Origin of the sequence: Pedobacter agri (genome assembly GCF_032678665.1) — a bacterium.
In the GTDB taxonomy this organism is placed as follows: domain Bacteria; phylum Bacteroidota; class Bacteroidia; order Sphingobacteriales; family Sphingobacteriaceae; genus Pedobacter; species Pedobacter agri_A.
Genome location: NZ_JAVTSH010000003.1, coordinates 552,755 through 578,772, shown reverse-complemented (window position 1 = coordinate 578,772; position 26,018 = coordinate 552,755). Strand labels below are relative to the sequence as shown.

Genomic DNA, 26,018 nt, shown 5'->3' with positions numbered 1-26,018 from the left:
AAGAATACAGTATATATGACGAGTGAAGAAAAAATTAGAAGTGCTTTTGAAAACAAAGATTGGCAGGAAATTAAAGTAACCGATTCCTGGCAGATTTTTAAAATAATGGCCGAGTTTGTAGATGGCTTTGAGAAACTGGCCAAAATTGGTCCTTGTGTTACCATTTACGGATCTGCCCGTACCGCAGAAACAAACAGATATTATCAGTTAGCCGAACAGTGTGGTAAATTATTAACCGATCGTGGTTATGGTGTAATTACCGGTGGTGGCCCAGGTATTATGGAAGCTGGAAATAAGGGTGCTTACAGCAATGGTGGTAAATCAGTTGGTTTAAACATCGAACTACCTTTTGAGCAATTTCATAATAAATACATCGACCACAATAAATTGCTGGAGTTTGACTACTTCTTCGTTCGCAAGGTAATGTTTATGAAATACAGTCAAGGTTTCGTAGTACTTCCTGGTGGTTTCGGAACCATGGATGAGCTTTTTGAAGCTTTAACATTGATTCAAACCGGTAAAATTGCCCGTTTCCCGATTGTGCTTTTAGGTAAAGATTATTGGAGTGGGTTAATCGATTGGATTAAAGGAACGATGCTGCAAAAAGAGCACAATATCCATGAAGAGGATTTGAATTTATTTAGATTGGTAGATACAGCTGAAGAAGCCGCAGAGCACATTTTTAGGTTCTACGATAAGTATGTATTGAAACCAAATTTCTAAATTCAGGTTTGATTAAAAATCAGTAATTAAATAAGGTGTTTGTTCCCACGAGCACCTTTTTTTTATGACAAAACTTCGTTGTAACAAGTTGATAAAACTGTTATCTAAAATAAAACGTAACTCAAATGGCAAAATTTATTAATTGGAAAAGCAATTGGTTTAACTCGAATTTTGAACTGTTTGTTGATGGTATACAGCAAGGTGCAATTAAATTTAGTAGCTGGACAAGCAATGCAGAAACTGTATTTGAAGATAAAAACTATTTGTTTACCAATGTTGGTTTTTGGCAATCGAAAACAAATGTGATCGATAGAAAAACGAATGAACTGGTAGCCATTATTACTTATGATAGCTGGAAATCGAGCGCCATAATTATCATGATATCGGGCGAACAATACGAATGGAAACCAACAAGCTTTTGGAAATCAGAATGGATTGTTTCCAATTATAAGGATGCTAATATTGTTTACAGCTCAAGCAGCAAATCAGGATCAATATCTTCTGACACTGATAACAGCTTGTTAATTATTGCTGGATTGTTTATAAAACAAATTTATAACAAAAAAGCAGCAGCTATGATTGCGTGTTTTATGCCCATTATGGCTGCAATGATGGCTAGGAATTAAAATAAATTGTATTAAACCCTGCGGTATGGAAAAAACATTAAATTGGAGAAAAGGGTTATTTGATAGCAATTATCAGGTATTTGAAAATGCGTATTTAAAATTTTCTTTGAATTTCAGTTCATTAAAAAATACTGCCATTGCCACCACTCAAAACGGAATCTATTTATTACGAAGCGACGGTTATAGCAATCCGGAAACCAAAGTTTTTAACAGTAATCATGAAGTTTTGGCCACCATCCGATATGATTGGCTAGCGTTTAAAGCAAAAATTATTTTAGCAAGCGGAGAAAATTTAGATTGGAGTTTTCAAAATAGCTGGCTAAGCAGGTGGACGTTAAACAACCATATCAACAAACAGGTCATCTATAACTCTTCATCAGGTAGCGGATTAATTCACAGTAATGTAGATGATGAACTATTAATTTTCACTGGTTTATTTATTCGTGAATATTATACCAGAATCATTTATGGGATGGTTCTATTTGTTGTTTTTTTATCTTTTGTGAGGAATATTTTATAATCTATTTTAAGAGATCATCAATCTTTTCTGGTGGCCTGGCCACAATGGCTTTTTCTCCCGAAACCACGATTGGCCTTTCTATTAATATCGGGTGTTGAACCATCGCTTCCAACCAGGCCTCATCACTTAAAGATTTGTTTCTGTATTTTTCAAGGTAAATCTTTTCTGTTTTACGAATAAGTTCAATAGGTTCAACGCCGAGTTTTTTAATCAATTCCTTCAACTGCAATATATCTGGGGGAGTTTCCAAATAATAAATCACCTCAAACGCCTTTCCACTAATTTCAAGAGCTTTTAAAGCCTGGCGACTTTTTGTACATCGATTATTGTGATAGATCTGAATCATAAATTAAAGGCCACTTACACCGCCACTTACCACCAATTTCATGGCATCAGCTGCGCTCATATTTAAATCTTTCACCTGATCACGCTTAACAATACATAGCTGACCTGCAAACGAATAAGATAATGGAAAATAAACTGCCACATCATCTGGAAGCTCCAGTTTATGTAAATCATTTTGAGTAAGAAAACCAATTTTTCGTAGGCCACCTTCCACCTCTACCAACACAGGATGATTAAATTTCTTTTCGTCGCCTACAAAAGCTTCGGTTAAATCTTTAATGGAAGAATATATAAAATTTAGCAGCGGTAAACGGTGCATCATCCGCTGAAACCAATTGTACATGGGTTCGGTAACCAGGTTGGTTACAAAAATTCCCGCAGCTAAAATGATTGTCAATACCGTTAATAAACCCAAACCCGGAATGTTTCGGCTTTCGCCGGTTTTAGGGTTAACGCCTAAAATATTGTTTACATTCAACCAGCTATCTACTGTAGTAACTGCCCAAATAACAATAAAAATACTTACTGCAATGGGCACAACAATTAATAAACCTTTAATTAAATAGTTTAAAATAGCTTTCCCGAGTTTATTCATGCTGCAAATTTATCTAAAAATGTTCAATAGTTCACTAGTCATTGGTTGATCTAGTGCAAAGGAAAGTTCAATAATTTAATCGCTCATTGGTTCAATAGTTCATTGGTCAGTCTAGTGCAAAGGAAAGTTCAATAATTTAATCGCTAATTGGTTCACTAGTTCATTGGTCGATCTAGTGCAAAGGAAAGTTCAATAATTTAATCGCTCATTTGTTCACTAGTTCATTGGTTGATCTAGTGCAAAGGAAAGTTCAATAATTTAATTGTTCATTGGTTCACTAATTCATTGGTCGTTCTAGTGCAAAGGAAAGTTCAATAATTTAATCGCTAATTGGTTCACTAGTCCATTGGTTGATCTAGTGCAAAGGAAAGTTCAATAATTTAATCGCTCATTGGTTCACTAGTTCATTGGTTGATCTAGTGCAAAGGAAAGTTCAATAATTTAAATCGCTCATTTGTTCACTAGTTCATTGGTCGATCTAGTGCAAAGGAAAGTTCAATAGTTCATTTGTAGTTAGTTCTTTATTAAACATAATGTATGTATGCATCCTAACTAATGAACAATTGAACCAGTGAACCAATAAACTAACCTATTCATAATAATAAACCCGCTTTACCCGCTGAGAGATATTAGTAAGTATTTCGTATGGAATGGTGCCAACAGCATCGGCGAGTTGCATGATGGTATGATCCTGATTAAACACGATGGCCTCGTCACCTGGTTTTACTTCGATGCCGGTAATGTCAAGCATGGTCATGTCCATACAAATGGAACCAATTGTAGGAACTAATTGACCATTAACTACCATCTTTCCGACGCCATTCCCAAAAGCCCGGCTGTAGCCATCCGCATAGCCAATTTTTACGGTTGCAATTTTCCCCCCGTTTGGCATTACACCTCTCCTGCTATAACCTACGGTTTCACCGGCCACTAAAGTTTTAACTTGTGTCACTGTGGTTTTTAAAACCATCACAGTTTGGAGTCCGCGGTTGTTTGGTAATGCGGCATCAAAGCCATATAAACCTATGCCCAATCGCACCATGTCCATTTGTCCGTTAGGCCAGCGACTGATGCCCGAAGTATTCGCAATATGCAGCAATGGCTTGTAACCCAGTGCAGCAATTAACTGATCGGTGATGGCACTAAATTTTTCAATCTGCTGTTGGGTAAATCCGTCGTGTTCGGCTTCTCCACTGGCAACAAGATGCGAAAAGATACTTTTCACATTCAATCGCTGTGAATCTTTAAGTATAATCGAGAGATTTTCGATATCGGCAGAATCAAAGCCCAGCCTATGCATGCCGCTATCAATCTTAATATGAATCGGATAATCGAACTGGAAATCTGGCAGCGCATTCAAAAAACTGTTTAAAATTTCCAAGCTATAAATCTCAGGTTCTAGATGGTGTTTGATGATGGCGTCGAAAGCAGATTCTTCGGGGCTCATGACCATAATGGGCAAAGTAATTCCTGCTTTCCGCAACGCGATACCTTCATCTGCATAAGCAACTGCCAAATAATCAACCTTGTGGAATTGCAATAAATTCGCAATTTCGAAACTTCCGCTACCGTAAGAAAACGCTTTTACCATAGCCATAATTTTAACGCCCGGCTTTATTTTTGAACGATAGAACTGCAAATTACCCACCATTGCATTTAAGTCGATCTCTAATACCGTATCATGAATTTTCTGGGTAAGCAGCTTACTGATCCTTCCAAAATCGAAACGCCGGGCGCCTTTAACCAATACAGTTTCATGGCTAAACTGCAATCCTGGAAAAGCATCTACAAAAGCGTTCGTATCATCAAAAAATTGCGTTTCAAGTTTAAAAAGTTGGGAATATTTCGAAATATGCGTTCCAATGCCAATTAACCTGGTAACTTTTTTCTGGCCCAATAAATCCGCAATTTCTGTATATAAATCCAGGTCATCGCGGCCGGTTTCAAATAATTCAGAAAGAATTACCGTTTTCTTTGCATGCTGATTTTGTTGATTTAAAAAATCCAGCGCTATGGCCAGTGAGGAAATGTCTGCGCTGTAGGAATCATCGATGATAGAACATTGGTTAATGCCATTTTTGAGTTCCAAACGCATGCTTACGTGACTCAGTTTTTCTAAACGTTGATCAGCCTGCGTTGGCGAATAACCTAAAGCAAGCAACGTTGCCCAGCATATCATTCCGTTTTCTATTGAAGCTTTGTCTTTAAAAGGCAGCATGCATTCTATCTCGCGGTCTTGGTAGATGGCTTGCAGGTAACAATTCCCCTCAATTGGTTCAACGGCAATAATTCGCAAATCTGCAGCTTGAGAACTGCTCCAGGTAAAATGTTTTTTGCCTGGCAAATCTTTAAAACTGATGTCTGACACATATTCTGGAGAATAAATCAATAGATCAGCATCTTTGAATAATTTAAGTTTCTCTGCTAACTTTTGTTTTTTAGAACTGAAACCCTCAGCATGTGCTTCCCGAATATTGGTCAAAATACCAATTTGAGGCTTGATTATTTCTGCTAATGTTTCCATTTCATCAACAGCAGAAATTCCAGCCTCGAAAATACCGAGGTTATGATCTGCGTCAATCTGCCACACAGAAAGCGGCACACCAATTTGTGAATTGTAGCTTTTGGGGCTTCGAACAATATTATAATCTGCAGCTAAGAGTTGATACAGCCATTCTTTCACAATCGTTTTCCCATTGCTTCCGGTAATGCCAATGGTTCCTAAATCAAAATGATTTCTATGGGCAATAGCCAGCTTTTGCAAGGCCTGCAAAACATCGTTTACTAACAGAAAATTGCAATCCGGATATTCCTTAATGTATTTTTCTTCCGCAATTATGAAGTTTCGAATACCTTTATTATATGCATCGGCAATAAACTCATGCCCGTTCCGATGCGAAGCTAAAGCGAAAAACAATGAATTTTCAGGCACTAAAACCGATCGGCTATCAATTACCAGATATTGTATAAGATCCTGTTTTTCAATTAATTCGGCATCAGCATCTAAAATTTCAGCAATTCTGGAAATGGTATAAATCGGGTTTAGCATTTTAATTATATTCAGAAAAATACGTTAATCGTGTTTACTTTTACGAAGTTCAATAAATAATTATGAAAAGCGGTAAACAAGAAGCAGCAATATTAGATAAAAAACAGGCATTAGCCAAAGCTGAAAGCTTTTGTGTTTACCAAGAGCGCTCGCAAAAGGAAGTTCGGTATAAATTGGTTGAGTGGGGAATCAGAGGCGATGAAGTGGAAGAAATTTTGTCTGAATTGATCATTAACAATTTTTTGAATGAAGAGCGTTTTGCAAAACATTATGCCTCAGGCAAGTTCAACATCAAAAAATGGGGCCGTGTTAAAATTAAGCAGGGTTTGAAACTAAAAGGTGTACCCGATAAATTGTTGCAAAAAGCGCTTTACAGTATAGATGAAGATGATTATCTAAATACCCTTACCGCATTGGCTGAAAAAAAAGCAGAATTTTTGCATGAATCGAACCCTCTGAAACGAAAAATGAAGTTGATGAGCTATCTTCAAGGCCGTGGATTTGAAAGTGAATTAATTTTAGTGATACTGAAAGCCAGCAATTTAAATTAAATATTAAATTTTTAATAAAAAATCCCTTGACAGAAATAGAAATCTGTCTATATTTGCATCACCAAAACGAAACAGCATATCGGTTTTGTTCATGCGAAAGTAGCTCAGTTGGTAGAGCACGACCTTGCCAAGGTCGGGGTCGCGAGTTCGAATCTCGTCTTTCGCTCCAAATGCCTTCCGGACGGAGGGCATTTATTTTAAGACATTAATCATTTCCTTTTATAGGGTTTGACTAATGCTCGGGTGGTGGAACTGGTAGACACGCAGGACTTAAAATCCTGTGCTTTCAAAGGCGTGCGGGTTCGATTCCCGCCCCGAGTACAATAAACAAATCGAAACTAAAGCTATCTTAACCGATGGCTTTTTTGTTTGGTTCAAGTCAGGCTACGCCTACATGAGTTAAGCCATGGCCTAATAAAATATTTTTTAAAATATTTTTGATAGTGAAATTTATATTTCTATATTTGCAACCCCAAAGGGAATACAGCGATTGTATTAAAAATGCGAAAGTAGCTCAGTTGGTAGAGCACGACCTTGCCAAGGTCGGGGTCGCGAGTTCGAATCTCGTCTTTCGCTCCAAATGCCTTTCCTACCGGAAGGCATTTATTTTGAAACATTAATCACCCCGATTTATCGGGTCTGACTAATGCTCGGGTGGTGGAACTGGTAGACACGCAGGACTTAAAATCCTGTGCTTTCAAAGGCGTGCGGGTTCGATTCCCGCCCCGAGTACAATAAACAAATCGAAACTAAAGCCATCTTAACCGATGGCTTTTTTTTATGCCAGGAAATTTCAAAATCATCCTTTTACTTACAACGATCTTAGCTAACAAAAAAGGCCTTCAAATTTTGAAGACCTTAATGCGTTGTGTTATATAATCTGATAATTTACATTAACCCGTTTTGGATAATTACTTTCTGCCTCATTAAGGGAGATAAATGAGGCCTGATCATGAACCTCATTTTTTAAGGCATGCTCATAATGAAATTGAAAAGTTTCCTGATAGTTTTCTGGTAAGTTTTTTGTCGCTTCGATTAAAAGGTTCCGGTCGTTTAAATTCTCTGGCAATAAAGTGATGTCGCAATTTCCTTCACTTATTTCTTTAACTAGATATTTCATTTGTTTTTAACATTCGGCTCTTGTGTTAGTTTAATTTCAAGAACAGGTCAAAAATAGCTTTAGTGGTTATTTTCTATGTAATCTAAAAGTTAATTTTACAAAATACATTTTTTGCTTGTTGAATATCAACACGTTAGATAAATTATTTCTCTCTAATCAAAAATAAAAAAGCTCCAGATGGTAGTCTGAAGCTTCAATGTTTTTCGGTAAATGTGTGTTGTTCTAGGTAAATATCTTTTAAACTTCCTTCTGCACCTTTGGTTCATCGGTGCCTTCCTGTCCGTTTTTAAATTCTTTAATCCCTTTTCCAAGGCCTTTCATCAATTCCGGAATTTTTTTTCCGCCAAATAATAAAAGGATGGCAATGCCTAAAATGATCATTTCTGGCCCGCCTAAAATGGCTGTGATGGTTGTGTTTAACATTTCTTCAGGTTTATATTTAGGTTATTCGCTAACGAATACAATATTATATACGATCGATAACTGTCGACGGTTTTTGATTAATCAAATAAATTTATCTCAGGCAGGTAAGTTAAGTTGATGGTCAACTCGCTTCAGTAAATCATAAATATCAAAAGGTTTTGAGATGAAACCCTGCGCATCGCAACTTCTGTTTATTTCACCAATTTTTGCATGTGCACTCATCATTAGCACAGGAATATTTTTGGTAGTCTCTGAGGTTTTCAATCCACTACAAATATCTATTCCACTACCATCAGGCAGCATCACATCCAGTAAAAATAAATCAGGCGTAAGGTTTTTAGCATTTAAATTAAAATCTTCAATACTTGAAAACCCCATTACGTCATAATTTTCTTCCCTTAAAAGCAGGATAATTACATCCCTAATTCCCTCGTCGTCTTCTAGCACACACACACTTTTTCCCATCTCGTTAATTTTATTCTAATCCGTTACCAATTCAAATGTTTAAAAACCAATTAATTAACCGCTAATAAATCAAATTGTTTTTATTTATTTAGCACCTATTAGAATAAGATAAGAAAATGTAGTCCCTCATCATTCTATAGCTATCTAAAGCCTTTCAAACCACTTATTTTTCCCTTTGAGTTTATCTTCAAACATTTTAATAAAAAAGCCACCGATAACACTCCTTGCCGTGAAATTCTGTCTTCTTGCGTCTTTAGTTTCGTGCCAGTCGCTCAATGGAACGCGGTCTGGCGTTTCCACTGCATAAGTGTAAACAGGTTCGATTAACGTTTCAAAATCTTTTCTGTCGGATGCCAGCGTAGCGGTCCATGTAATCCAATCAGATTTCGTATAAGTTTTTCTACTATCTAATGGCAATCCGTATCGAGTTTGTTTCGTCAGATAAAACTTCACTTCCTTATCATATACCGACTGAGGAAATAATTCCAAGCCTAGTACCTTATCCCAAACGAGGTTATATTTCTGGCTCCAGGTATTTTTATCGTTAAAGGTTAATGCGTAATGATCTCCGGCATCAGCCAGACTCATCCATTTTTTCGCCATCTCCTTAGCCATTGTGGTGTATTTCGCCGCGGTTGCCCTATCTCCGATTTTTTCGGCCAACATGCCATAACCACCTAAGGCCACAATTGCTTTCACAGAAAGATTTGCGTTCCTGGCCAGGTGCCCGGCAAAATCATCTGTTGATAACTGATTAGCAGGATCAAGACCTTCTTTACTAAGGTATTCTGCCCACAGACTCAAGGTTTTCCAGTGTTTTCTTGCATAATCCGCATTGCCTTCAGTTTTGGCAATTGCCGCCATCAGGATTAACATATTTCCTGATTCTTCAATAGGCATATCTTCACCATAAGTTTGACCATTGGCCAATGGATAAGTTCCTAAATCATGAGCTGAATAAGGTTTAGCCCATTTTCCGCTTTCACTGAAATAAAATATTCCGTTCATCATACCTTTAACCAATTCCGGATTGTAGATTAAAAACAATGGAGCAGACGGATATGTGATATCAACTGTACCAATAGAACCGTTGCTAAAATTCTCTTTCGACAAGAACAACAATTCACCTTCCGGACTTTTCACCAATTTGTGTGCAGAAACAGCTTGCCTATAGGCTAACACACACAACCGGGCGTATTTCTCCCCACCGCTTTTAACAGCATCAGTATACAATTTCCGATCGAATGCTGCAGCTTTTTCCATTACGGCAGCATACTGTTTGTCAGCCAACTGTAGTTGATTTTCAATGGTTTCTTTACCACTGTTATTCCACCACGGCCTTAAGTTGGTTTTAAAATATTGTAAAGAATAAATATCATCGTATCCAAGTAACACATAATTTTCCTTTGTGGCAGTTCCAACCTTACCCAAGGGAATAACGGTACTTAACACCAGCTGCTTTCCTGTCATCGTTGTTTGTTGATTTGGCTTTCCAGTTAGAAAACCAGCTAAAGCCTCTCCTATTGTAGAAATGCTTTGAACACTTTTGTAAGCGGAAGGAGCCGCAACATACAGATATCCCCAATCAATTCTCACATCATCACCGGCTCGCTTAAGCATAGGCTGTTCGGTAGTTCCAGCTTTTAATATGGAGAGCTGCCCTGCCGCATATTTTTCAGCTTCAACAGGTTGGAATGGCGTATGTGTTGCAATATTTGTTGATGCACCGTAATAGAGTTTTACATCATGCTGTTTCCCATCGTTCGAATTAACTTTTGTAGCAATATAAGATACCGGACGTGAAAGCAAATCAAGATCATCCATTAAAAGTGGCGAAGTAAAGGTTAGCGTTAAATCAACTGATCCGCAAGCAAATGTGTAAATGGTTTGAAGGGCATTAAACGATAATGTTTTTTGCCTGGCTTCTACAATTTTTACAGCCGCAGCACCAGTCGGTTCTTCTACCAAACCGAAATCAAGAAATGAAGGGCCTCCGGTATTTTTGGCATAAACTGCCAATACATTTTTGCCTGTTTTTAAAAGTTTCTTATCTAAAGCGATGTAAACAAATTTTCCTTCCAGTTTTGGCACATTGTAAACCTCCTTACCATTCAAATAAACAATGGCGTTATCATCATGCCTGATTTTTAAAAAGATGGCATTATTGCTAATCTTATTGATGTTAAAGCTTCTTCTTGCCCAGATTTCATCCTTTTTCCATAATGTATTTACTTGCGATTGCTCGCTTCCTGCAGGCCCCAATCCTGTTTTCCATTCGGTATCTTTTAAATCAATATCGGTCCAGTTGGAAACAGGTTTTTGCTCAGTATAACGGATTTCCATCGGTTTTTCATCGGCAGTAGGCAAAATGGATTGATAAAACTTTTCTGATTGTCCTAAGAAATTGTAAACCTCTCCATCAACACTGATTAACCCGGTTAGCGACTGGTTGGCTCCTGTCCAGTGCTTCGTAGTACTTTTATTTAATGAATCTGATGATGACCAGATGCTAAAATATGGGTCGTGGGTAATTAAAGGGTAGGCAGGTGCGCTTCGCTGGGCAAAAACGGCAGTGTAGCTGACTAATAGCAGCACAAAGATTATTCTCATAATATATTTGGTAAAACGTTTAACTAGCCTCCAAAGTAAGGAATCAATCGAGAAATATCGATTTGTTTTCGATTTGTTACGTAGAGCCATCGGCGAAACGCGATGCAAATTTGTCGCATATGCCCTTGCACAAATGCAAATAGTTCTACTAATTTTATGTCATTAATTAATCTTAAAAAAATGAAAACTAAAACACCAATTACAGTTGAAGCAACAATTAATGAACCAGTGGAAAAGGTTTGGCAATACTGGGCAGCGCCTGAGCATATAACGAAATGGACATTTGCCTCGAGCGACTGGCATGCACCCTATGCAGAAAATGACTTGAAAACTGGTGGAAAATTTAAAACCAGAATGGAAGCTAAAGATGGAAGTTTTGGGTTCGATTTTGAGGGCACTTATAGCGAGGTAAAAAACCATGAACTTATTGAATATGGACTGGGCGATGGCAGACAGGTGAAAATCACGTTTGAAGAAATTGATGGAAAAACGAAAATTACAGAAACCTTCGATCCGGAAAATCAAAATCCATTGGAAATGCAGAAAAGCGGATGGCAGTCGATTTTAGATAATTTTAAAAAATACACTGAAGAAAACTAACACATATGCGCTTCCAAAAACCGGAAGCGCTATTCATCTACCTTTAGCCAGCCCGTGATGCTCATTCGATGCTTGTTTGTTACCAAAACTTCGTGATGCAGATCGGCACTTTTAAAAAATACACTTTTGCCGCTGTCAGGAGATATATGCTGCTGTATACCTTCCTGATAAATGCAAAGTTCTCCCCCATCTGAGGGTTTCCAATCTGCATTTAAATACATAATCATCGAGTACTGGCGGCTGCCGTTATTCCGAAACTGATCAATATGCTTTTTATAAAATGTTCCGGGCAGGTAAAGTGTGTAATGGAATTCGTAACCCGTAATGCCGGTATAGCAAGTTCGGTTTAAATAACTGACAAACTGATCCATTAAATCGAAAAATTCATTTTCGTACTGGTTGTCATGTTCCCTATCCAACCAGTAAATCACATCGCTCCTAATCAGTTTATTACGTTCGGCAAGGATGTTATTACCTATGCCTGCATGTAGAAATTCATCATTCTGAAATATATTATTCAGATTTTCTTTCAAATGGGCAGCGAGCGCAACACTTAAAAAGTTTTCGCTAATGCCCACCTGATTTGCGATAAAACTACCTATAAGGCAATCGAATATTTTTTCCAATAAATCAAAATGATTTTAAACAACACGTTTAAACATCACAAGATAGTCTAAATTAAGGCATTGATGCTATTTTGAATCTTTTATATTTGATGGTTTCTAATTTTGAACCTATGAATGCTATTTTCCCTGCTCAATACTCCACCCTTTCATCAGCTGCTTTAAATAGCTACCTCATTGAGGCATATGAGCTCGATAACGCTACCACTTGCCGTTTACTCATTAGGAATGTGAGTGACACTTATTTATTGGAAAATCAACAGGAAAGATACATTTTTAAGATCTATCGCGATTCACATCGCAAGCATGCTGAAATAGAAGCTGAAGTCGAGTTGCTAAATATTTTAAGGCAAAAAGGCAATTCCGTAGCCTATCCTTTAAAAGATAAACATGGACAGCAAATTCAACATTTCAACGCAATTGAAGGAATTCGAAATGGGGTTTTATTTAGTTACGCCATCGGAAATGTAGTACATGATCTGACTGAAGAACATCTGATTTCACTCGGTAATGACATGGCCAAACTGCATGAAACTACAGCGAACCTTAAATTGCATTATCAACGAGAAAAGTTCAACTTTGAAAGTACTTTAGCTGTCCCATTGAAAACCTTGAAAGTACATTTTAAGGAAATGCCAGAAGAATTTACTTATCTGGAACAACTTTCAGCTAAGGTTATTCAGAAATTTGAAGGTTTTGATACCAATCAATTTGCTTATGGCTACTGCCATTATGATTTCTTTCCTAAAAATTTCCACTTTGACGAAAATGGGAAAATTACTTTCTTCGATTTTGATTTTGCCGGGGAGGGCTACTTGATCAATGATTTGATGACGTTTCTGAACCACTTTTTCTTCCACCAATTAAATAATCGAATGAGTAAGGATCAAGCTGATACAGATTTCAACATATTCTTAAACGCTTATCAGAAAATTAGAAAACTTACACCAGATGAAGTTGCGGCCATTCCTTATCTGGGGATTACATTTCACATTTTCTTTTTAAAATTCTTTTACGACAATTATGATGATTGGTCGAATACATTTTTAACGCCCAGATATGTTAAACATCGTGTAGAATTGATCAGAAAATGGGAAGAATTGTATTGTAACTTTTAAGAACAGCGCTATTAATTCTCGCCTTGCTTGCCTATCTTGTATTTCAAAAAATCGAAACCTATGGATCAGAAAATTATCAATCTTTACGATGAATATACCCACAGCCAGTTAAGCAGAAAAGATTTCATGAAGAAACTCGCTGTAATTGCTGGCAGCACTGCCCTGGCCATGACTATTTTGCCCATGCTAGAGAATAACTATGCTGCCGCTGCCGATTTTAACAGCGATGACATCGACGTAGAAAATATAACTTACCCAGGCGTTGACGGCGACATAAAAGCCGTTTTGGCGAAACCTAAAGGCAAAAAGAAGCTGGGTAGTGTGCTGGTGATTCATGAAAATCGTGGATTAAACCCTCATATAATTGATGTTACCAAACGAGTGGCTGCAGAAGGCTTTATTGCTTTAGGTGTTGATGCGCTTTCTCCTTTGGGAGGAACACCAGCTGATGAAGATAAAGGACGTGAATTAATCGGTAAGCTCGACCCAGAGAAAAACCTGCAGAACTATTTGAAAGGACTGGAATATTTACGCAATAGAAAAGATGGTAATGGCAAAGTAGGCTGCGTTGGTTTCTGTTGGGGAGGTGGAATGGCAAATAAACTTGCCGTAAACGATCCAAATTTACAGGCTGCCGTAGCGTATTACGGTGCACAAGCAAATGCTGCCGATGTACCCAAGATTAAAGCAAGTTTAATGTTACATTATGGTGGTTTGGATGAGCGCATAAACACTGGTATCCCAGCTTACGAACAGGCTTTAAAAGAGAATAAGGTTGATTACAAAATTTATATCTACGATGGCGTAAACCACGCCTTTAACAATAACACCTCACCTACCAGATACAATGAGGCTGCTGCAAAACTGGCCTGGCAACGAACAATTGATTTATTTAAAAGGAAACTTGCCATTTTAACCAGATAGTTGTTAAAACAAATCTGTTTTGAGCATATCTTTTAAAATATTAGATTGAACATCAAAGTTATTGAGATGGTTTAGAAAGCTGATATCGGATATTTTCTGGTAGCTGCTTTCTAACAAATCCTGCACCTCTTTAGACATTGCCGTTTTCAATACAGCCGCATTACCTTTAAGTTTATCGTTTTTAAATTCCAGCTCCTGAACAATGCGTTCCCGCTCAGAAAGATTATTTGTGGTATCAAGATCTTTAAATTGTGATAAATCACAAAATAGAAATAAGTTTCTGGCCGGAAAAAAAAGGAAATGGTTTTGGCTATCCAGAAATTTATAAACTTCGATAATCATCTCTCCGGATTTCAAGCCAAGGTAAAATTCCGTTCTAAAATCGTATTTACAAAGCCTGCCCATCAGCTTTTTTTCGATGGTAGCGTAGGCATTTGAATAAACATTTTTTCCCTGAAAGTCAATCAATTTGGCCAGTTGATCGGCTGTTAAATCGAAATAGTAATCGTTGGCGTATTTAGCGCTAAATACATTGATATTTTTGGAAAAAGGAAAATCGGTGCTTAAATCTGAAAGATTGTTATACAACCTCCTAAGTGATTGATTTACCTTCAGCGATTGTTTTTGTTTGTCTTGAACAAAACCCTGTTGACTGGTAAGCATTCCTGCCATTTTATCAATCAGTGCCTCATTCAAACTGATTTCATCATAAATTAAAGCAACGTTTTTTTCATTGCTTTTTTTGATTTTCCGGAGCAAAGCGATAACGCTATCGGTAAACTGCAAATGAAATAAATCGAGTTTTTCAATCTCCAAATCTTCATTATTTGCAAATAACTGATGGATAACCTGAGTTCTCAAGAATATTTTATAGATAATCTCATCATCAAAAAACACAGAGAGCAACTGTAAACGGTTGATCTCTGCGTTTGATTTTCTTAAAATATTTGAACGGTATTCATCCATAGTTTAGCTTAGCTCACCCGCGTCACATTCTTTTTCAACTCGGCTTCTAATGTTTTCAATTCGCCATCGAGCACTTTTCTGCTTTGTGCACCAGCTTCATGAATTTGTTTTACTTCATTTAACGTTTCAATCAATGAAGAAGTGGTCATTTTTAACGTTTCCAAAGAAACAACAGTTTTTTCATTTTCTTTAGCAACATCGATACTATTTTGCTTCAGCATTTCTGCATTCTTCTGCAAAATGGTATTGGTTGTGTCAGAAATTTTCTTCTGCATTTCTACATTGGCCTTTTGCCTTTGTAATGCCACCGCTATGGTTAGCTGATTTTTCCAAACCGGAATGGTGGTTGATACGATCGATTGTGCCTTTTCTGCAATTGATGTATTGTTGTTTTGAACTACCCTGATTTGCGCCAATGATTGAAGCATGATAAAACGCACAATTTTCATATCAGCCAGTCGCTTATCTAAACGGCTGGTAAAGTCACGCAAATCAGCAATTTCATAATCCTGGTAATCGGCTGGTCGCCCTTCCATTTCTGCCAGTTTAATCTGCAGTTCGTTAAATTTCAGCTGACCGGAAATAATTAAATCCTCCATCTGATGGATATAACTCACATTGCTATCGAACATGGTTTGCAAAGCAGAATTATCCTTAATCGAATTCAATCGCCCTGCTTTAATTTTATTGGTAATCTTATCAATGTTATTTACCACCACATCGTATTTCTGAAATAGTTTCTTCACATCCACTACCAGATTTTTCAAAAACGGAATGCGGGATATAAAACTTTTAAAGCCACTTTGCTCCAATTCCGAAACATCGATATAGTTTAATTCGGTTAGCAATTCATTAATCAAACCGCCAACTTCACCGCTGTTGTAAGTTCTTACCGAGGCCAGGAAATCGTTACTGTATTTTTCCATTGAATTTTGCGCCTCACTTCCATAATTCAAAATGGAATTGACATCAGATGGCTCTAAAGATTTGGCAATCTCCCGATATTTTGCCGTTTCTTCAGTTGTAATGGCTTCCAGGTTTACGTTACCGTCTTTATCCAGTTTCACCGGCGTTAGGCTTGGCAGGGCAGCATTTGGATTAGTTTCCATAGTTTAATGTTAAGCTTTCAACTATAAATAATTTTGCGTTACGGTTTTAACCGTTTCTTCTAACTTTTTATCGCGAGTTGGTTCTCCGATAGCATTAAATTTCCACTCTCCGTTTTTCTTATAAAAAACGCCCATCACCATCGATACCGATCCTTTAAAAGCGGCATCATTGGCAATATCATAAGTAGCGAAAACTTCACTCACACGTTGGCTCGTTCCTTCATAAATGCGGATGGAAGCAAATGGAATGGTACCAAAATCTTGCCCTCTGAAACTGTTTAATACAAAAGCAACATAGTTAACATTGGCATCCAGCTGAGATAAATCCAAGGTAATTACCTCATTATCCATGCCATCATCTCCCCCCATATCACCAGTTAAATCATCGCCACTGTGTTTAACAGAACCGTTTTTAGATTTTAAATTACCAAAATACACAACTTCTAAAAGCTGTTTGTTTTCATTGTATAAAGCGCAGCTGGCATCTAAATCTACCGCTTCTTTTGATGAACCGAAACCGAACATGCCCTTTTTTTCAATGGCGCCCCAGTTAATGCCTACACAAACATTTTGAAGCTTGCTGCCATTTGTTTTTTCTAAGCTTATCCGCTGTCCTTTTTGAAGATTAATTGCCATAATATTATTGGTATTTATTTAAGTAATCCTGTAAACCGCCCTTCATCCCCATTCCAACTGCTTCGAATTTCCATTTTCCTTCTCGTTTGTAAATTCTGCCGAATTCAACAGCGGTTTCGATAGAAAAATCTTCCTCTAACTCATATTTTAAAATCACCTCATTTGTTGTTGCATCAAAAATGCGAACGAATGAGTTTCTCACCTGCCCGAAATTTTGTCTTCTGCTTTCTGCTTCATGAATGGTTACTACCACGCAAATCTCATTTACCTTAGCATCAATTTTTGTTAAATCCACCTTAATTTGTTCATCGTCGCCATCGCCATCGCCGGTTAAATTATCGCCGGTATGTTCAACTGCTCCATCAGGAGAAACCAGGTTATTGTAGAATACAAAATTTTCATCAGAAACCAGTTTTTTCTGATCATTTAAAATAAAAATCGAAGCATCTAAATCAAATGCGGCACCGGTTGTTGAACTATTGGTATCCCAACCTAAACCTATCGTAAATTTAGGAGCATCGATATTTTCTCTTTGCCCCTTTTGCAAATTAATAGCCATATTTTAAATTAATTTATAATTGTTATTTTTAATATAATCTTTTATGTGATGTAAATTTTTCGCGTAAGCATCAATTAAGTGATAGCCATTTCCTAGCGATAAATCGTAAAGTTCATTGATAAAATCATTTGACCTGCGTTCCAGGAAAATTTTAAAACTTTCTGCATCGGTATTGAGGATATACTTCACTATTCTGGTATTAAAACAAAAATCGCCACCGTTAATAATTTCCTCCAGATCGAAAATCGACTTCACCTGGTGGTAATTTAGGAAATTCTCTACGTTTGGATGAATGTTTTTGTTAACCAATTCGGCAAAGTACAACATATGCATCTCGTTTGAAAGTCCATATTCTTTCGCCATTTTTAAAATCATGCGTTCATGACTTCCTGTGATTTTAATATCATCTAAAAATAGCAGTGTTTTCCCAACCAGAAAATCTTTATCGATGTGAAACGAATCATTACCAATTAGCGTTAAACGTTCTTCGGCACTTAATTCGCCATAATCTTCTTTGTAGGTAACTGTTCTATGCACCTTGGTTTCCTGCACCTGCAAACCACCATTTTCTACCAACCAACGGTTCAGTTGAGAAACAAAATAGTTTTTCATCGCAAAGGTTGCGGTTGGAATAAAACTGTAAGGACTTGAAATGACAACAATTTGATCGGTAATCAGGTTATCGGCCAGGTAATATTTAATGAAGCCATCGGCCAGGTCTTTACCAAAAGACTTTGCGACTAGATTATCGCCAAATTTAAATCTACTGTAGTGATCTGGATTGAAGCCAAAATCAGTGGTATTATCAATTTTGTGGAGAGCGTAGGTGTAAGGTATCATGAAAGTAATGTTAAAATAGATTGATTGTTGGAATTGATCAACATACTGCTTATTCCAATAGCCTGAGCGCCACCAACGTCAGCATGAGGATTATCTCCAACGTGAATAATATGATTTAAATTAATTTCGGGATGTCTTTTTTTGTCGATTGTATTTAGCATCAATTCGAAAAATTCGGGATTTGGCTTCGACATTCTCACTTCGTCTGAATACAATTGAAAATCAATAAACTGATCGATTTGTAAATGCCTAAGTACCTGCTTTAAAGTTTGGCCTTTGATGAAACCTGTATTGCTTAAAATATTTGTTGAGCTAAAACCATTTTCTTTGATCTGGGAAAGCACCGGAATACATTGATCACAATACAATAACGGCATATGCTCAAAGAGTAAATTTTCCATTTCCTGGTACAAATGTGTCAGATCCAATTCCTGAAACTGAAAGTTGTGACCATTAATTATGCTGATCACCATCAGATACATTTCATCAGCATCAACATTTTTGCCTGTTTTTTCATTGATGGCATTCACCATTAAATCAACCTGCCGAAAAATAAGCGCTACTTCTTCAATACTTTTATTTTTAGAATTTAACTTTTCATGAAAGTATCTTGTTCTCTCTTGCTTAAACCTCGGGTTTGATTTGATTAGCGTTAACCAAAGATCGAATGAATAATGTTTGTAAAAAGCCATTGCACTTATTTCCTGATCTGCGTTATAAAATTCTAATATTACAAAATTGATTGTAGAATGAGAAATATTCGATTGTAAGTTTTATGACAGATAAGGTTTGTAATTAAAAAATTAGTTATACATCAAAACAATCGCTGCATCAAAAAGCTGTAACAGATGGTTCTATCCTTTAGAATTAGAAAAAGCCCGATCGTTACAACTTAACACAAATTTAATTTAGGTTTAACTGATAAATGGCTCCCTTTTCTCCAGCAAGAATAACTGAATTGCCTTTCTTTGCTTTTTGAACGGCATTGAAACTTTTATCGGAAATATGTTTCCAGTTTTGGCCTCCATCAGTTGATAAATCTGTGCCCGAAGTTCCTGTGGCCACAAGTATATTTTCGCTAACATAGGTTACACCAGAACGATAGCCTAAAACTGGGCTAATTGGTTTAAGCCAGGTTTTACCTCCATCTTTAGTTAGTAAAACATTGTTCGTATTAATTTTATCCTGAACATAATTGCCCCCTACAACCACGCCTATTTTTGCATTATAAAAATCCATCGAAAACGGACCTGTAGTTTCCTGCCCTTGCCAAATTGGACATTTGAAAACATGCCAGTTTTGGCCATAATCGGCAGAATAATAAATATTAGAAACCATGCCGCCTGTAGATATCCAGACTTTGCCACCCGGTAAAGTTTTGATGGTTGTTCCGCTGGCTGCAAAACCGGCCTCTCCTTTCACTAGCGGTAATTTTAAATTTGAGGAAATATCTTTCCAGCTTTTGCCTGCATCAACAGTTTTAAGCAACTGCATTTTATCATTTATCGGATCACCGAATATGATGCCTTTGGTTTTATCCCAAAAACCTAAACCATCTAAAAATATAGCTGAGTCGACATTTTTGTAATGTTCCATCCAGGTTTCACCACCATCGTTAGTTTTTAAAACATAAGCCGGCGAGCCAGCATTTACAACGATGGCTTTTTGATCATCAAAGGCTTCGATATCCCTGAAATCAAGTTTTTCATACCCCTTTGGTTTAATCCACTGCCAGGTGTTGCCGGCATCAACCGACTTACCCACCATTCCATTGCTCCCACTTACCCATATAATTTGATCCGTTACTACACTTAAACCCCGCAAGCTTGTTTTTGCACTTTCATTAAGCGGCTTGAAAGAATATGTTTGCGCAACGCAAAAAAAAGGTGCCATAAAAAGGCACCATAATATTTTCTTCATCTGTTTTTTTTTGAGGTAAAGAATGGCTTAATCTTAACTTGCTCTGTCTAGATTAAGTATCAAGTTACTACATTTTACTATTTAACCCTTCTGAATGTTTCTGAGCGGCCAAGTAATGAAATACCAACATATCCACGAACATTAAGCACATCATTACCTTTCAAGGTCATGTTGCAGCTGTAATTTTTACCGCTTTTCGGGTCATATATTGTTCCATCAGTCCATTTTCCATCTTCATAAACAAAATCCCTTAAAATTTCTAAGTTAAGAAGTGGTCTTTTTTGCAGGGCCTCATTTGGGTTTTTAGCATCTAACTTTGGTTTCCCGTTTAGGTTAGGTTCTTTCATCCATGCCAGTTTACCAAAATATTTATCACCTTTTTTGTAAATCTCAATTTGTCCTTCTCCAGATGGATTTAGCCACTTACCAACAATGGCATCTTTACTTTGAGCAATGGCTGAAAACGACACCGCTACAAAAAGCAACATTAAGAATGGGATTTTTCTCATATTTTTTATTTCTAGTTAGTTTTTAAAGATAGTTAATCATCTCTTATAGTGAAACAATAAATAAAGCAAAAAAGTATGAGAAAGTTTTAAAATGAAAGAAAAATTACTTAGAGATAATGGGTAGATATTTTTGGCGATAGGCATAAAACAGAAACAGATTGAAAACCAACATTACGGCAACCATCGGCAATTCTTTTGGCCCAAGAAATGCGTGGTACAGAAAAATGTTTAACGTAACCGGAAAAATAATGATGGCTGCAAGCGGCGCTGTTCTACCAATTAAAAGCATTAAACCGGCAATTAATTCGGTTACTTTAATTAAGGGAAACAAATATTTTGTTACCATAATGCCCGACATAAAAGTGGTTTGGTCGGCAGTCATTTTAGGCATTTCACCCATCTGAATATTAAAAAGAACGGGTACAGAAGCAAAGATATACATGCCCCCTAATAGTACACGGATAATGATGATCGCAATTTTCATGTTTGTAAGTTTTAATTTTTATTTTTTTTAAAGTTTTTATCAAGCAATTAATGAATTTTATCGTGCTGGAAGTTTTATCCTGGTATCGCAGCATTTTTGCAATTAACTTCTTCCCTAGTATTCCATTGAATGGCAAATAGCCATTTGCGGGGCGCTAAATCTCCCATGTAATGAGTTGTTTAGTATAACGAAGTTATTTAGTCAATTGAATATTCATCCACGGCTGCCATTGGTTGTTCACATACCGTTCCCAAACACCTGTAATCTGGTTACCCTTAAAATTCCCCTGAAATCTTTCGTTATCTCCAAATATGAGAATAATATCATCGAAAATTTTCATTGATGAGATGGTAATAGCACCATCGCTTCCAAATGACTGTGCCCTAAAAACATCATCCATATCATCATAATGAATAATCTCAAGATTACTAATCTTTTCATCATCGATTTGTACATTCACCTTGTGCATTAGGAAAAATGCACCTTCTATCCATTCATAAATGTCAGTTCCCTTTATCAAATTTCCATCTTCAGTTTTACCTTCAGTAGTCCAATGGCCAATAAAAGGGGCTAAAAGTTTTAGTTTGTCGTTCCTCATTGCTGAGATAATTTATAACTAATTTATTAAAAAAATCTTGTTGAAATGTGTGGTAGATATCTCTCAATACACCCGGTAGACTATAAGCCTTTACATATAACTCATGCCAGGATAACCAAGCAACCGTCGCCATAGCGCAATTTGCCCAATACAGTTTGCTTCGCGATAGCTGGTGAAACTAATCATATCGAAAAGGGTCATCTCCATTCCCGGCATTTCGATGTTCTCATTTAGCTTTTCGTCAGAAGCATTGAGCAAGGCATCATATAATAAGGGCGAAATCCGCTCCCAGTCTGCCTTAAATTCTGCTAATGTTGGATAATCAGCGTCGTCTATAATTCCGTGGTTATCTCTAAATAATTCGCCTGTTGATGAGATAACGTTAATACCAAAAGATTTCGCTAAAAAATAACGGCCTGAAATTACACTACCCACAATCCAGGCGATGTGGTTTGCCTTGGTATTTAAACGTGTTTGTGCATCTTTTTCATCAATCCCATCTAATGCCCTTAGTAAAAAATCTGTTTGCTTTTCGTAGAGAACCATTATTCCATATAACTTACTGCTATTTGGTTGTGCTTTCATAATTGGAGGTTTTTATTTAATAAAGATATTTGGTTCGCTGCATAAAACCGATAGCTGTTGAAGTCAATATTAGGGGGCATTCAAGACAACTTCGACCAAAGAAAGCCTATTCGCCCTTTTAAGCGAGCTACCGGCATCACTATTTAAAACTTACAACCAACTAGCAGTAAAGCTGTTAAAAAATTTCTAAACAGAACTACGCACCAAACAAAGGTAATAATCTGCAATTCCGATTATAACGATTCATGGCTTGCAGAAATTTTTGCAGTGATGCCCCATCCTGATACGACGAAAAATTTCATTGAAAGTTAAGCAAGGGTTATTTATGCTTTTGTGTGTTGTATTATCGCTTTTCAATTGCGAAATTTGCGCTATAAATGAACTTAGAAAACGAATTTGGAGAGCGGAAGTGGGACAATTTTGGTGGAGTTTCTCCGCTAATAGCTGTGTTCAAGTCATATCATCCCTTAAATCCCGAGATTGAAAAAATTATTAATGAACAGACATTTCCTGTCAGGTTCGATAAACACAATCATATTGCATCGCCACTAAAACCTAACCGGTTTATCTATTTGATTCTCCAGGGTTCGGTGCATGGTTATATCAAAATGGAAACGGAAAAGGTAACTACCTGGATTGCCATTGAGCATGAACTTGCAGGGACCATTCGTAATTTGTGGACTGAGGAAGCATCAGATGAATACATTGAGGCCATTGATCCGGTATTGGCAATAGCAATTCCTCATGCAATGTCTCGCCAGCTTTATGAACAGTTTCCCATTGCAAACTATGTAGGCAGGAAAATGACAGAGATTTATTTTAAAAGTGCTTCGGAAAGGGCTTTTATAAGCAGATTACCAACAGCTAAAAAGCGTTACGAGCGTTATTTAGTTACCTACGCTTACCTTGTCGACCGTGTGCCGTTAAAATATATCGCCTCATTTTTAAACATGCGCTTAGAAACATTGAGCCGAATTAGGGCTATGATGTACAGAAACAATGATAAACTGGTAGTTGAGGTTTAACAAAAATGGCTTGCATTTATAGGCAAGCCATTTTTGTTGAAGCAAGAAGTACTCGAGAGGAGATTCGAACTCCCACACCCGTACGGGCGCCAGCCCCTCAAGCTGGTGCGTCTACCAATTTCGCCACCCGAGTAAGTGGAGTGCAAATATAATTTAATTTTGGATTTAGCGAATAGTGATTTACAATTCTATTTTCAGACCATCATAAGCCAAGTGAATATTTGAAGGCAAATCCTTTTCAACCACATCGTGTAAACCTAAATTATGACTGATGTGTGTCAGGTAAGTAGTCTCTGCACCAACCTTTTCAGCAAATACGATCGCCTCATCTAATGTAAAATGTGAAATGTGTGGCTCTTTCTGCAAGGCATTGATTACAAGTATTTTTGTACCTTTTATTTTAGCAAAACTTGTTTCAGAAATTGTTTTTGCATCGGTTATATAGGTAAAATCACCTACTCTGTAGCCAGTTATCGGCAATAAATGATGCATCACTTCCAATGGGATTATTTCTGTTTCACCTATTTTAAAATTTTCTCCGTTATTAACCGTGTGGAGTTTTATCTGTGGTAATCCGTGGTATTTAGTTTCCGCAAAAATGTAATAAAATTCTCGCTTCAAAGCTGTTTGAACACGCTCGGTTGCATAAACATCTATCACCTTGCCCAGCAGATAATTAAACGGTCGAATATCATCTAAACCGGCAATATGATCTTTATGTTCGTGAGTAAACAATACTGCATCCAAATTTTCAACTTTTTCACGAAGCAATTGGTAACGAAAATCCGGCCCGCTGTCTACCACGATGGTTTTATCGTTGGTTTCTATCAAAATGGAGGTTCTTAACCTGTTATTTTTTTTATCGTTTGATTGACAAACTTCGCATTTACAGGCAATTACGGGAACCCCTTGTGATGTACCTGTGCCCAAAAAAGTTACGATCATTTTAAATAACCTTCCTTTCTATTTGTGCGGTTTGCTGTCTGTATCTGCATCAAAATAACGCTGTTTGCTGTAAAGAATGAAAAAATTGTCTTTGCTTCTCATCTAGTAAATTTTCATCTGGACTGGTTTGCTTCACCAAAGTTACCAGGGCTGCAATCTTCCCCTCCAAATTCGAAAATTTATTCACCACTACGATTTTATTATGTTCTAACAAACAAGAACCGGTTTTGAAATTTCCTTTCTCGTAACGAACTTTAAAACCCATCGCGAAAAGCAACTGCTCCAGTTTTTCTAAAGTATGATTTGTTAGCGGCAATGACATTGGAACAAACTTAGAGAAATCTATGCAGCATTCAAATTATCTTTTGCCAGATCAGCAATTAAGGTGATACAAATTAGCTAATGATAAATTTAAACTTCCGTGTTTTTCAAATTTACATTTCAAAAAAAAACTGAAGTTAACAGATTTCTCCGCTACGGTCGAAATGACGACTTCTTGATTTTCCGTGTTTTCTGTGTTTCCGTGGCAAAAAACTAAAGTTAAAAAGATTTCTCCCTTACAGTCGAAACTACAACTTCTTAATTTTCCATGTTTTCTGTGTTTCCGTGGCAAAAAACTAAAGTTAAAAAGATTTCTCCCTTACAGTCGAAACTACAACTTCTTAATTTTCCATGTTTTCTGTGTTTCCGTGGCAAAAAACCTGAAGTTAAAAGATTTCTCCACTAAGGTCGAAATGACGACTTCTTGATTTTCCGTGTTTTCTGTGTTTCCGTGGCGAAAAGCCTGCAAACAAAAAAGGTTCAGCTGTTTGCAACTGAACCTTCAATACCGCAAAGCGGATAAAATTATCTTAAATCTACCACTTCAACACCTGGATATTTCTTGGCATCAAAAGCAAAGGTAGTTTCAGGAACGTTTACATTTGGCGAAAATGTTTTCACATTGTAAGTGTATTTATTGCCGTTTTTATCGAATAATACCACATTTGCAATTTGCTTAGCCGCTTTATCGATGCTTAAACGAACTTTGAAGATTGATTTCTTAGTATCAACCGGAGTTAAGTCGATCATCTGATAAGTTTTAGCACCAACTTTCTCGTCGCCTGTGTAAATGTACTTGAAACCTTTTTCATACACGGTAAAAATCTTCGCCGGGTTGATGGCATCACTATTTGGGTCAATGCTGCTTACCTGAACTTCTTTATCTTTTTTAAGGTAAGTCCATTGGCTTTTACCATCACTAAATAACTCCTGGTTAGTCATTGCAACTTTGTATTTATTAGAGTTGGCTTTAACATAGAGCGTACCTTGCTGGGTTTCTTTCACCTTAGCTTTTGGATTATCCAAAGTAAAAGTAAAATCGGTTTTTACAATATTGTACGACTTGTATTTTTTACTTACCTCAGCTAAAATTGCTTTAGCTTTCGCATCAGTTTGAGCATAAGTTGATGTTGTAAAAGCAACTACAACCATTAATGCTGAAATTAATTTCTTCATCTTGTGTATTTAAATTTTCTTTGAAACGTTTGAGTAAATTTTAAACCGTTGGT

30 protein-coding genes and 5 tRNA genes are annotated in these 26,018 nt (G+C 36.9%); 12 read left to right on the top strand and 23 right to left on the bottom strand.

Annotated elements, in window-relative coordinates:
• Positions 1 to 15: 15 nt before the first annotated feature.
• From R2Q70_RS09165 to R2Q70_RS09155, 3 genes are all read left to right on the top strand, one after another.
• Entirely contained in the window at positions 16 to 723 is a 708-nt protein-coding gene (locus R2Q70_RS09165; RefSeq protein WP_124913631.1) for a TIGR00730 family Rossman fold protein, read from the top strand.
• A gap of 125 nt (positions 724 to 848) precedes the next feature.
• Positions 849 to 1,349: a hypothetical protein gene (locus R2Q70_RS09160; RefSeq protein WP_316807294.1), complete on the top strand. Its 501-nt coding sequence runs from the start codon at positions 849 to 851 to the stop codon at positions 1,347 to 1,349.
• A gap of 25 nt (positions 1,350 to 1,374) precedes the next feature.
• A complete protein-coding gene (locus R2Q70_RS09155; RefSeq protein WP_316807293.1) occupies positions 1,375 to 1,869 on the top strand; it encodes a hypothetical protein in 495 nt (164 codons plus the stop codon).
• A 1-nt stretch (position 1,870) separates the two neighbouring features.
• Here the strand turns inward: R2Q70_RS09155 and arsC are convergent, their stop codons facing one another.
• The 3 genes from arsC to R2Q70_RS09140 form a co-directional block, all read right to left on the bottom strand.
• Positions 1,871 to 2,215, bottom strand: coding sequence for an arsenate reductase (glutaredoxin) (gene arsC / locus R2Q70_RS09150; protein ID WP_316807292.1), 345 nt, complete (start codon positions 2,213 to 2,215; stop codon positions 1,871 to 1,873).
• A 3-nt stretch (positions 2,216 to 2,218) separates the two neighbouring features.
• Positions 2,219 to 2,809: a DUF502 domain-containing protein gene (locus R2Q70_RS09145; RefSeq protein WP_316807291.1), complete on the bottom strand. Its 591-nt coding sequence runs from the start codon at positions 2,807 to 2,809 to the stop codon at positions 2,219 to 2,221.
• A gap of 589 nt (positions 2,810 to 3,398) precedes the next feature.
• Entirely contained in the window at positions 3,399 to 5,858 is a 2,460-nt protein-coding gene (locus tag R2Q70_RS09140) for a bifunctional UDP-N-acetylmuramoyl-tripeptide:D-alanyl-D-alanine ligase/alanine racemase (protein WP_316807290.1), read from the bottom strand.
• A 62-nt stretch (positions 5,859 to 5,920) separates the two neighbouring features.
• On the opposite strand from R2Q70_RS09140, the gene R2Q70_RS09135 reads away from it, so the two are divergent.
• From R2Q70_RS09135 to R2Q70_RS09115, 5 genes are all read left to right on the top strand, one after another.
• A complete protein-coding gene (locus R2Q70_RS09135) occupies positions 5,921 to 6,409 on the top strand; it encodes a regulatory protein RecX (protein ID WP_316807289.1) in 489 nt (162 codons plus the stop codon).
• Between the two features lie 93 nt (positions 6,410 to 6,502).
• Positions 6,503 to 6,578: transfer RNA gene (locus R2Q70_RS09130), tRNA-Gly, on the top strand.
• Positions 6,579 to 6,646: 68 nt separating this feature from the next.
• A tRNA-Leu gene (locus R2Q70_RS09125) sits at positions 6,647 to 6,730 on the top strand.
• 182 nt (positions 6,731 to 6,912) lie between these two features.
• Positions 6,913 to 6,988: transfer RNA gene (locus R2Q70_RS09120), tRNA-Gly, on the top strand.
• A gap of 69 nt (positions 6,989 to 7,057) precedes the next feature.
• Positions 7,058 to 7,141, top strand: a tRNA-Leu gene (locus R2Q70_RS09115).
• Between the two features lie 139 nt (positions 7,142 to 7,280).
• Here R2Q70_RS09115 and R2Q70_RS09110 read toward each other — a convergent pair.
• From R2Q70_RS09110 to R2Q70_RS09095, 4 genes are all read right to left on the bottom strand, one after another.
• The gene (locus R2Q70_RS09110; RefSeq protein ID WP_010600795.1) at positions 7,281 to 7,529 is read right to left on the bottom strand and encodes a hypothetical protein; all 249 of its coding nucleotides are present in this window, start codon (positions 7,527 to 7,529) and stop codon (positions 7,281 to 7,283) included.
• Between the two features lie 237 nt (positions 7,530 to 7,766).
• Positions 7,767 to 7,952, bottom strand: a complete 186-nt coding sequence (gene tatA / locus R2Q70_RS09105) for a twin-arginine translocase TatA/TatE family subunit (protein WP_010600796.1) — start codon at positions 7,950 to 7,952, stop codon at positions 7,767 to 7,769.
• A 96-nt stretch (positions 7,953 to 8,048) separates the two neighbouring features.
• The gene (locus tag R2Q70_RS09100; protein WP_316807288.1) at positions 8,049 to 8,417 is read right to left on the bottom strand and encodes a PleD family two-component system response regulator; all 369 of its coding nucleotides are present in this window, start codon (positions 8,415 to 8,417) and stop codon (positions 8,049 to 8,051) included.
• A 144-nt stretch (positions 8,418 to 8,561) separates the two neighbouring features.
• Positions 8,562 to 11,027 (bottom strand): glutaminase family protein, encoded by a 2,466-nt coding sequence (locus tag R2Q70_RS09095; RefSeq protein WP_316807287.1) that lies wholly within the window; start codon positions 11,025 to 11,027, stop codon positions 8,562 to 8,564.
• 180 nt (positions 11,028 to 11,207) lie between these two features.
• Between R2Q70_RS09095 and R2Q70_RS09090 the strand changes: the two genes are divergently transcribed.
• Complete coding sequence (locus tag R2Q70_RS09090; RefSeq protein WP_316807286.1) at positions 11,208 to 11,627, top strand: SRPBCC family protein; 420 nt, start codon at positions 11,208 to 11,210, stop codon at positions 11,625 to 11,627.
• A 29-nt stretch (positions 11,628 to 11,656) separates the two neighbouring features.
• Here the strand turns inward: R2Q70_RS09090 and R2Q70_RS09085 are convergent, their stop codons facing one another.
• On the bottom strand, positions 11,657 to 12,253 hold the full coding sequence (locus R2Q70_RS09085) for a 2OG-Fe(II) oxygenase (protein ID WP_316807285.1): 597 nt from the start codon (positions 12,251 to 12,253) through the stop codon (positions 11,657 to 11,659).
• Between the two features lie 110 nt (positions 12,254 to 12,363).
• On the opposite strand from R2Q70_RS09085, the gene R2Q70_RS09080 reads away from it, so the two are divergent.
• The gene (locus tag R2Q70_RS09080; RefSeq protein WP_316807284.1) at positions 12,364 to 13,368 is read left to right on the top strand and encodes a phosphotransferase enzyme family protein; all 1,005 of its coding nucleotides are present in this window, start codon (positions 12,364 to 12,366) and stop codon (positions 13,366 to 13,368) included.
• 60 nt (positions 13,369 to 13,428) lie between these two features.
• A complete protein-coding gene (locus tag R2Q70_RS09075) occupies positions 13,429 to 14,292 on the top strand; it encodes a dienelactone hydrolase family protein (protein ID WP_316807283.1) in 864 nt (287 codons plus the stop codon).
• A 3-nt stretch (positions 14,293 to 14,295) separates the two neighbouring features.
• On the opposite strand, the gene R2Q70_RS09070 is transcribed toward R2Q70_RS09075, so the two are convergent.
• The 11 genes from R2Q70_RS09070 to R2Q70_RS09020 form a co-directional block, all read right to left on the bottom strand.
• Positions 14,296 to 15,258: a hypothetical protein gene (locus R2Q70_RS09070; protein WP_316807282.1), complete on the bottom strand. Its 963-nt coding sequence runs from the start codon at positions 15,256 to 15,258 to the stop codon at positions 14,296 to 14,298.
• 8 nt (positions 15,259 to 15,266) lie between these two features.
• Positions 15,267 to 16,367, bottom strand: coding sequence for a toxic anion resistance protein (locus R2Q70_RS09065; RefSeq protein WP_116170017.1), 1,101 nt, complete (start codon positions 16,365 to 16,367; stop codon positions 15,267 to 15,269).
• Between the two features lie 21 nt (positions 16,368 to 16,388).
• Positions 16,389 to 17,003, bottom strand: coding sequence for a TerD family protein (locus R2Q70_RS09060; RefSeq protein WP_316807281.1), 615 nt, complete (start codon positions 17,001 to 17,003; stop codon positions 16,389 to 16,391).
• A 4-nt stretch (positions 17,004 to 17,007) separates the two neighbouring features.
• The gene (locus R2Q70_RS09055) at positions 17,008 to 17,562 is read right to left on the bottom strand and encodes a TerD family protein (RefSeq protein ID WP_010600804.1); all 555 of its coding nucleotides are present in this window, start codon (positions 17,560 to 17,562) and stop codon (positions 17,008 to 17,010) included.
• Between the two features lie 3 nt (positions 17,563 to 17,565).
• Positions 17,566 to 18,402 (bottom strand): phosphoribosyltransferase family protein, encoded by an 837-nt coding sequence (locus tag R2Q70_RS09050; protein WP_316807280.1) that lies wholly within the window; start codon positions 18,400 to 18,402, stop codon positions 17,566 to 17,568.
• On the bottom strand, positions 18,399 to 19,094 hold the full coding sequence (locus tag R2Q70_RS09045) for an HAD family hydrolase (RefSeq protein WP_316807279.1): 696 nt from the start codon (positions 19,092 to 19,094) through the stop codon (positions 18,399 to 18,401). The genes R2Q70_RS09050 and R2Q70_RS09045 overlap by 4 nt, the downstream gene beginning before the upstream one ends.
• A 211-nt stretch (positions 19,095 to 19,305) precedes the next feature.
• Entirely contained in the window at positions 19,306 to 20,322 is a 1,017-nt protein-coding gene (locus R2Q70_RS09040; RefSeq protein ID WP_316807278.1) for a WD40/YVTN/BNR-like repeat-containing protein, read from the bottom strand.
• A gap of 77 nt (positions 20,323 to 20,399) precedes the next feature.
• On the bottom strand, positions 20,400 to 20,831 hold the full coding sequence (locus tag R2Q70_RS09035; RefSeq protein WP_316807277.1) for a DUF2147 domain-containing protein: 432 nt from the start codon (positions 20,829 to 20,831) through the stop codon (positions 20,400 to 20,402).
• Positions 20,832 to 20,934: 103 nt separating this feature from the next.
• Positions 20,935 to 21,315: a DoxX family membrane protein gene (locus R2Q70_RS09030; RefSeq protein ID WP_316807276.1), complete on the bottom strand. Its 381-nt coding sequence runs from the start codon at positions 21,313 to 21,315 to the stop codon at positions 20,935 to 20,937.
• Between the two features lie 193 nt (positions 21,316 to 21,508).
• Positions 21,509 to 21,913 (bottom strand): hypothetical protein, encoded by a 405-nt coding sequence (locus tag R2Q70_RS09025; protein ID WP_316807275.1) that lies wholly within the window; start codon positions 21,911 to 21,913, stop codon positions 21,509 to 21,511.
• Positions 21,914 to 22,003: 90 nt separating this feature from the next.
• Positions 22,004 to 22,498: a DinB family protein gene (locus R2Q70_RS09020; RefSeq protein WP_316807274.1), complete on the bottom strand. Its 495-nt coding sequence runs from the start codon at positions 22,496 to 22,498 to the stop codon at positions 22,004 to 22,006.
• 377 nt (positions 22,499 to 22,875) lie between these two features.
• Between R2Q70_RS09020 and R2Q70_RS09015 the strand changes: the two genes are divergently transcribed.
• A complete protein-coding gene (locus R2Q70_RS09015) occupies positions 22,876 to 23,523 on the top strand; it encodes a Crp/Fnr family transcriptional regulator (RefSeq protein WP_316807273.1) in 648 nt (215 codons plus the stop codon).
• A 49-nt stretch (positions 23,524 to 23,572) separates the two neighbouring features.
• Here the strand turns inward: R2Q70_RS09015 and R2Q70_RS09010 are convergent.
• The 4 genes from R2Q70_RS09010 to R2Q70_RS08995 form a co-directional block, all read right to left on the bottom strand.
• Positions 23,573 to 23,656 (bottom strand) — tRNA-Leu (locus tag R2Q70_RS09010).
• Positions 23,657 to 23,703: 47 nt separating this feature from the next.
• On the bottom strand, positions 23,704 to 24,468 hold the full coding sequence (locus R2Q70_RS09005; RefSeq protein WP_316807272.1) for an MBL fold metallo-hydrolase: 765 nt from the start codon (positions 24,466 to 24,468) through the stop codon (positions 23,704 to 23,706).
• A 49-nt stretch (positions 24,469 to 24,517) separates the two neighbouring features.
• On the bottom strand, positions 24,518 to 24,790 hold the full coding sequence (locus R2Q70_RS09000; RefSeq protein WP_316807271.1) for a hypothetical protein: 273 nt from the start codon (positions 24,788 to 24,790) through the stop codon (positions 24,518 to 24,520).
• Between the two features lie 524 nt (positions 24,791 to 25,314).
• The gene (locus R2Q70_RS08995) at positions 25,315 to 25,965 is read right to left on the bottom strand and encodes an outer membrane lipoprotein carrier protein LolA (protein ID WP_316807270.1); all 651 of its coding nucleotides are present in this window, start codon (positions 25,963 to 25,965) and stop codon (positions 25,315 to 25,317) included.
• Positions 25,966 to 26,018: the final 53 nt, after the last annotated feature.

Coding starts and splice junctions, on each gene's coding strand:
- R2Q70_RS09140 (WP_316807290.1), bottom strand. CDS start 5,858: ATGCTAAACCCGATTTATACCATTTCCAGAATTGCTGAAATTTTAGAT.
- R2Q70_RS09165 (WP_124913631.1), top strand. CDS start 16: ATGACGAGTGAAGAAAAAATTAGAAGTGCTTTTGAAAACAAAGATTGG.
- arsC (WP_316807292.1), bottom strand. CDS start 2,215: ATGATTCAGATCTATCACAATAATCGATGTACAAAAAGTCGCCAGGCT.
- R2Q70_RS09160 (WP_316807294.1), top strand. CDS start 849: ATGGCAAAATTTATTAATTGGAAAAGCAATTGGTTTAACTCGAATTTT.
- tatA (WP_010600796.1), bottom strand. CDS start 7,952: ATGTTAAACACAACCATCACAGCCATTTTAGGCGGGCCAGAAATGATC.
- R2Q70_RS09030 (WP_316807276.1), bottom strand. CDS start 21,315: ATGAAAATTGCGATCATCATTATCCGTGTACTATTAGGGGGCATGTAT.
- R2Q70_RS09005 (WP_316807272.1), bottom strand. CDS start 24,468: ATGATCGTAACTTTTTTGGGCACAGGTACATCACAAGGGGTTCCCGTA.
- R2Q70_RS09045 (WP_316807279.1), bottom strand. CDS start 19,094: ATGGCTTTTTACAAACATTATTCATTCGATCTTTGGTTAACGCTAATC.
- R2Q70_RS09135 (WP_316807289.1), top strand. CDS start 5,921: ATGAAAAGCGGTAAACAAGAAGCAGCAATATTAGATAAAAAACAGGCA.
- R2Q70_RS09080 (WP_316807284.1), top strand. CDS start 12,364: ATGAATGCTATTTTCCCTGCTCAATACTCCACCCTTTCATCAGCTGCT.
- R2Q70_RS09075 (WP_316807283.1), top strand. CDS start 13,429: ATGGATCAGAAAATTATCAATCTTTACGATGAATATACCCACAGCCAG.
- R2Q70_RS09000 (WP_316807271.1), bottom strand. CDS start 24,790: ATGTCATTGCCGCTAACAAATCATACTTTAGAAAAACTGGAGCAGTTG.
- R2Q70_RS08995 (WP_316807270.1), bottom strand. CDS start 25,965: ATGAAGAAATTAATTTCAGCATTAATGGTTGTAGTTGCTTTTACAACA.
- R2Q70_RS09145 (WP_316807291.1), bottom strand. CDS start 2,809: ATGAATAAACTCGGGAAAGCTATTTTAAACTATTTAATTAAAGGTTTA.
- R2Q70_RS09100 (WP_316807288.1), bottom strand. CDS start 8,417: ATGGGAAAAAGTGTGTGTGTGCTAGAAGACGACGAGGGAATTAGGGAT.
- R2Q70_RS09055 (WP_010600804.1), bottom strand. CDS start 17,562: ATGGCTATTAATTTGCAAAAGGGGCAAAGAGAAAATATCGATGCTCCT.
- R2Q70_RS09025 (WP_316807275.1), bottom strand. CDS start 21,913: ATGAGGAACGACAAACTAAAACTTTTAGCCCCTTTTATTGGCCATTGG.
- R2Q70_RS09015 (WP_316807273.1), top strand. CDS start 22,876: ATGAACTTAGAAAACGAATTTGGAGAGCGGAAGTGGGACAATTTTGGT.
- R2Q70_RS09110 (WP_010600795.1), bottom strand. CDS start 7,529: ATGAAATATCTAGTTAAAGAAATAAGTGAAGGAAATTGCGACATCACT.
- R2Q70_RS09050 (WP_316807280.1), bottom strand. CDS start 18,402: ATGATACCTTACACCTACGCTCTCCACAAAATTGATAATACCACTGAT.
- R2Q70_RS09035 (WP_316807277.1), bottom strand. CDS start 20,831: ATGAGAAAAATCCCATTCTTAATGTTGCTTTTTGTAGCGGTGTCGTTT.
- R2Q70_RS09065 (WP_116170017.1), bottom strand. CDS start 16,367: ATGGAAACTAATCCAAATGCTGCCCTGCCAAGCCTAACGCCGGTGAAA.
- R2Q70_RS09070 (WP_316807282.1), bottom strand. CDS start 15,258: ATGGATGAATACCGTTCAAATATTTTAAGAAAATCAAACGCAGAGATC.
- R2Q70_RS09090 (WP_316807286.1), top strand. CDS start 11,208: ATGAAAACTAAAACACCAATTACAGTTGAAGCAACAATTAATGAACCA.
- R2Q70_RS09095 (WP_316807287.1), bottom strand. CDS start 11,027: ATGAGAATAATCTTTGTGCTGCTATTAGTCAGCTACACTGCCGTTTTT.
- R2Q70_RS09060 (WP_316807281.1), bottom strand. CDS start 17,003: ATGGCAATTAATCTTCAAAAAGGACAGCGGATAAGCTTAGAAAAAACA.
- R2Q70_RS09020 (WP_316807274.1), bottom strand. CDS start 22,498: ATGAAAGCACAACCAAATAGCAGTAAGTTATATGGAATAATGGTTCTC.
- R2Q70_RS09040 (WP_316807278.1), bottom strand. CDS start 20,322: ATGAAGAAAATATTATGGTGCCTTTTTATGGCACCTTTTTTTTGCGTT.
- R2Q70_RS09155 (WP_316807293.1), top strand. CDS start 1,375: ATGGAAAAAACATTAAATTGGAGAAAAGGGTTATTTGATAGCAATTAT.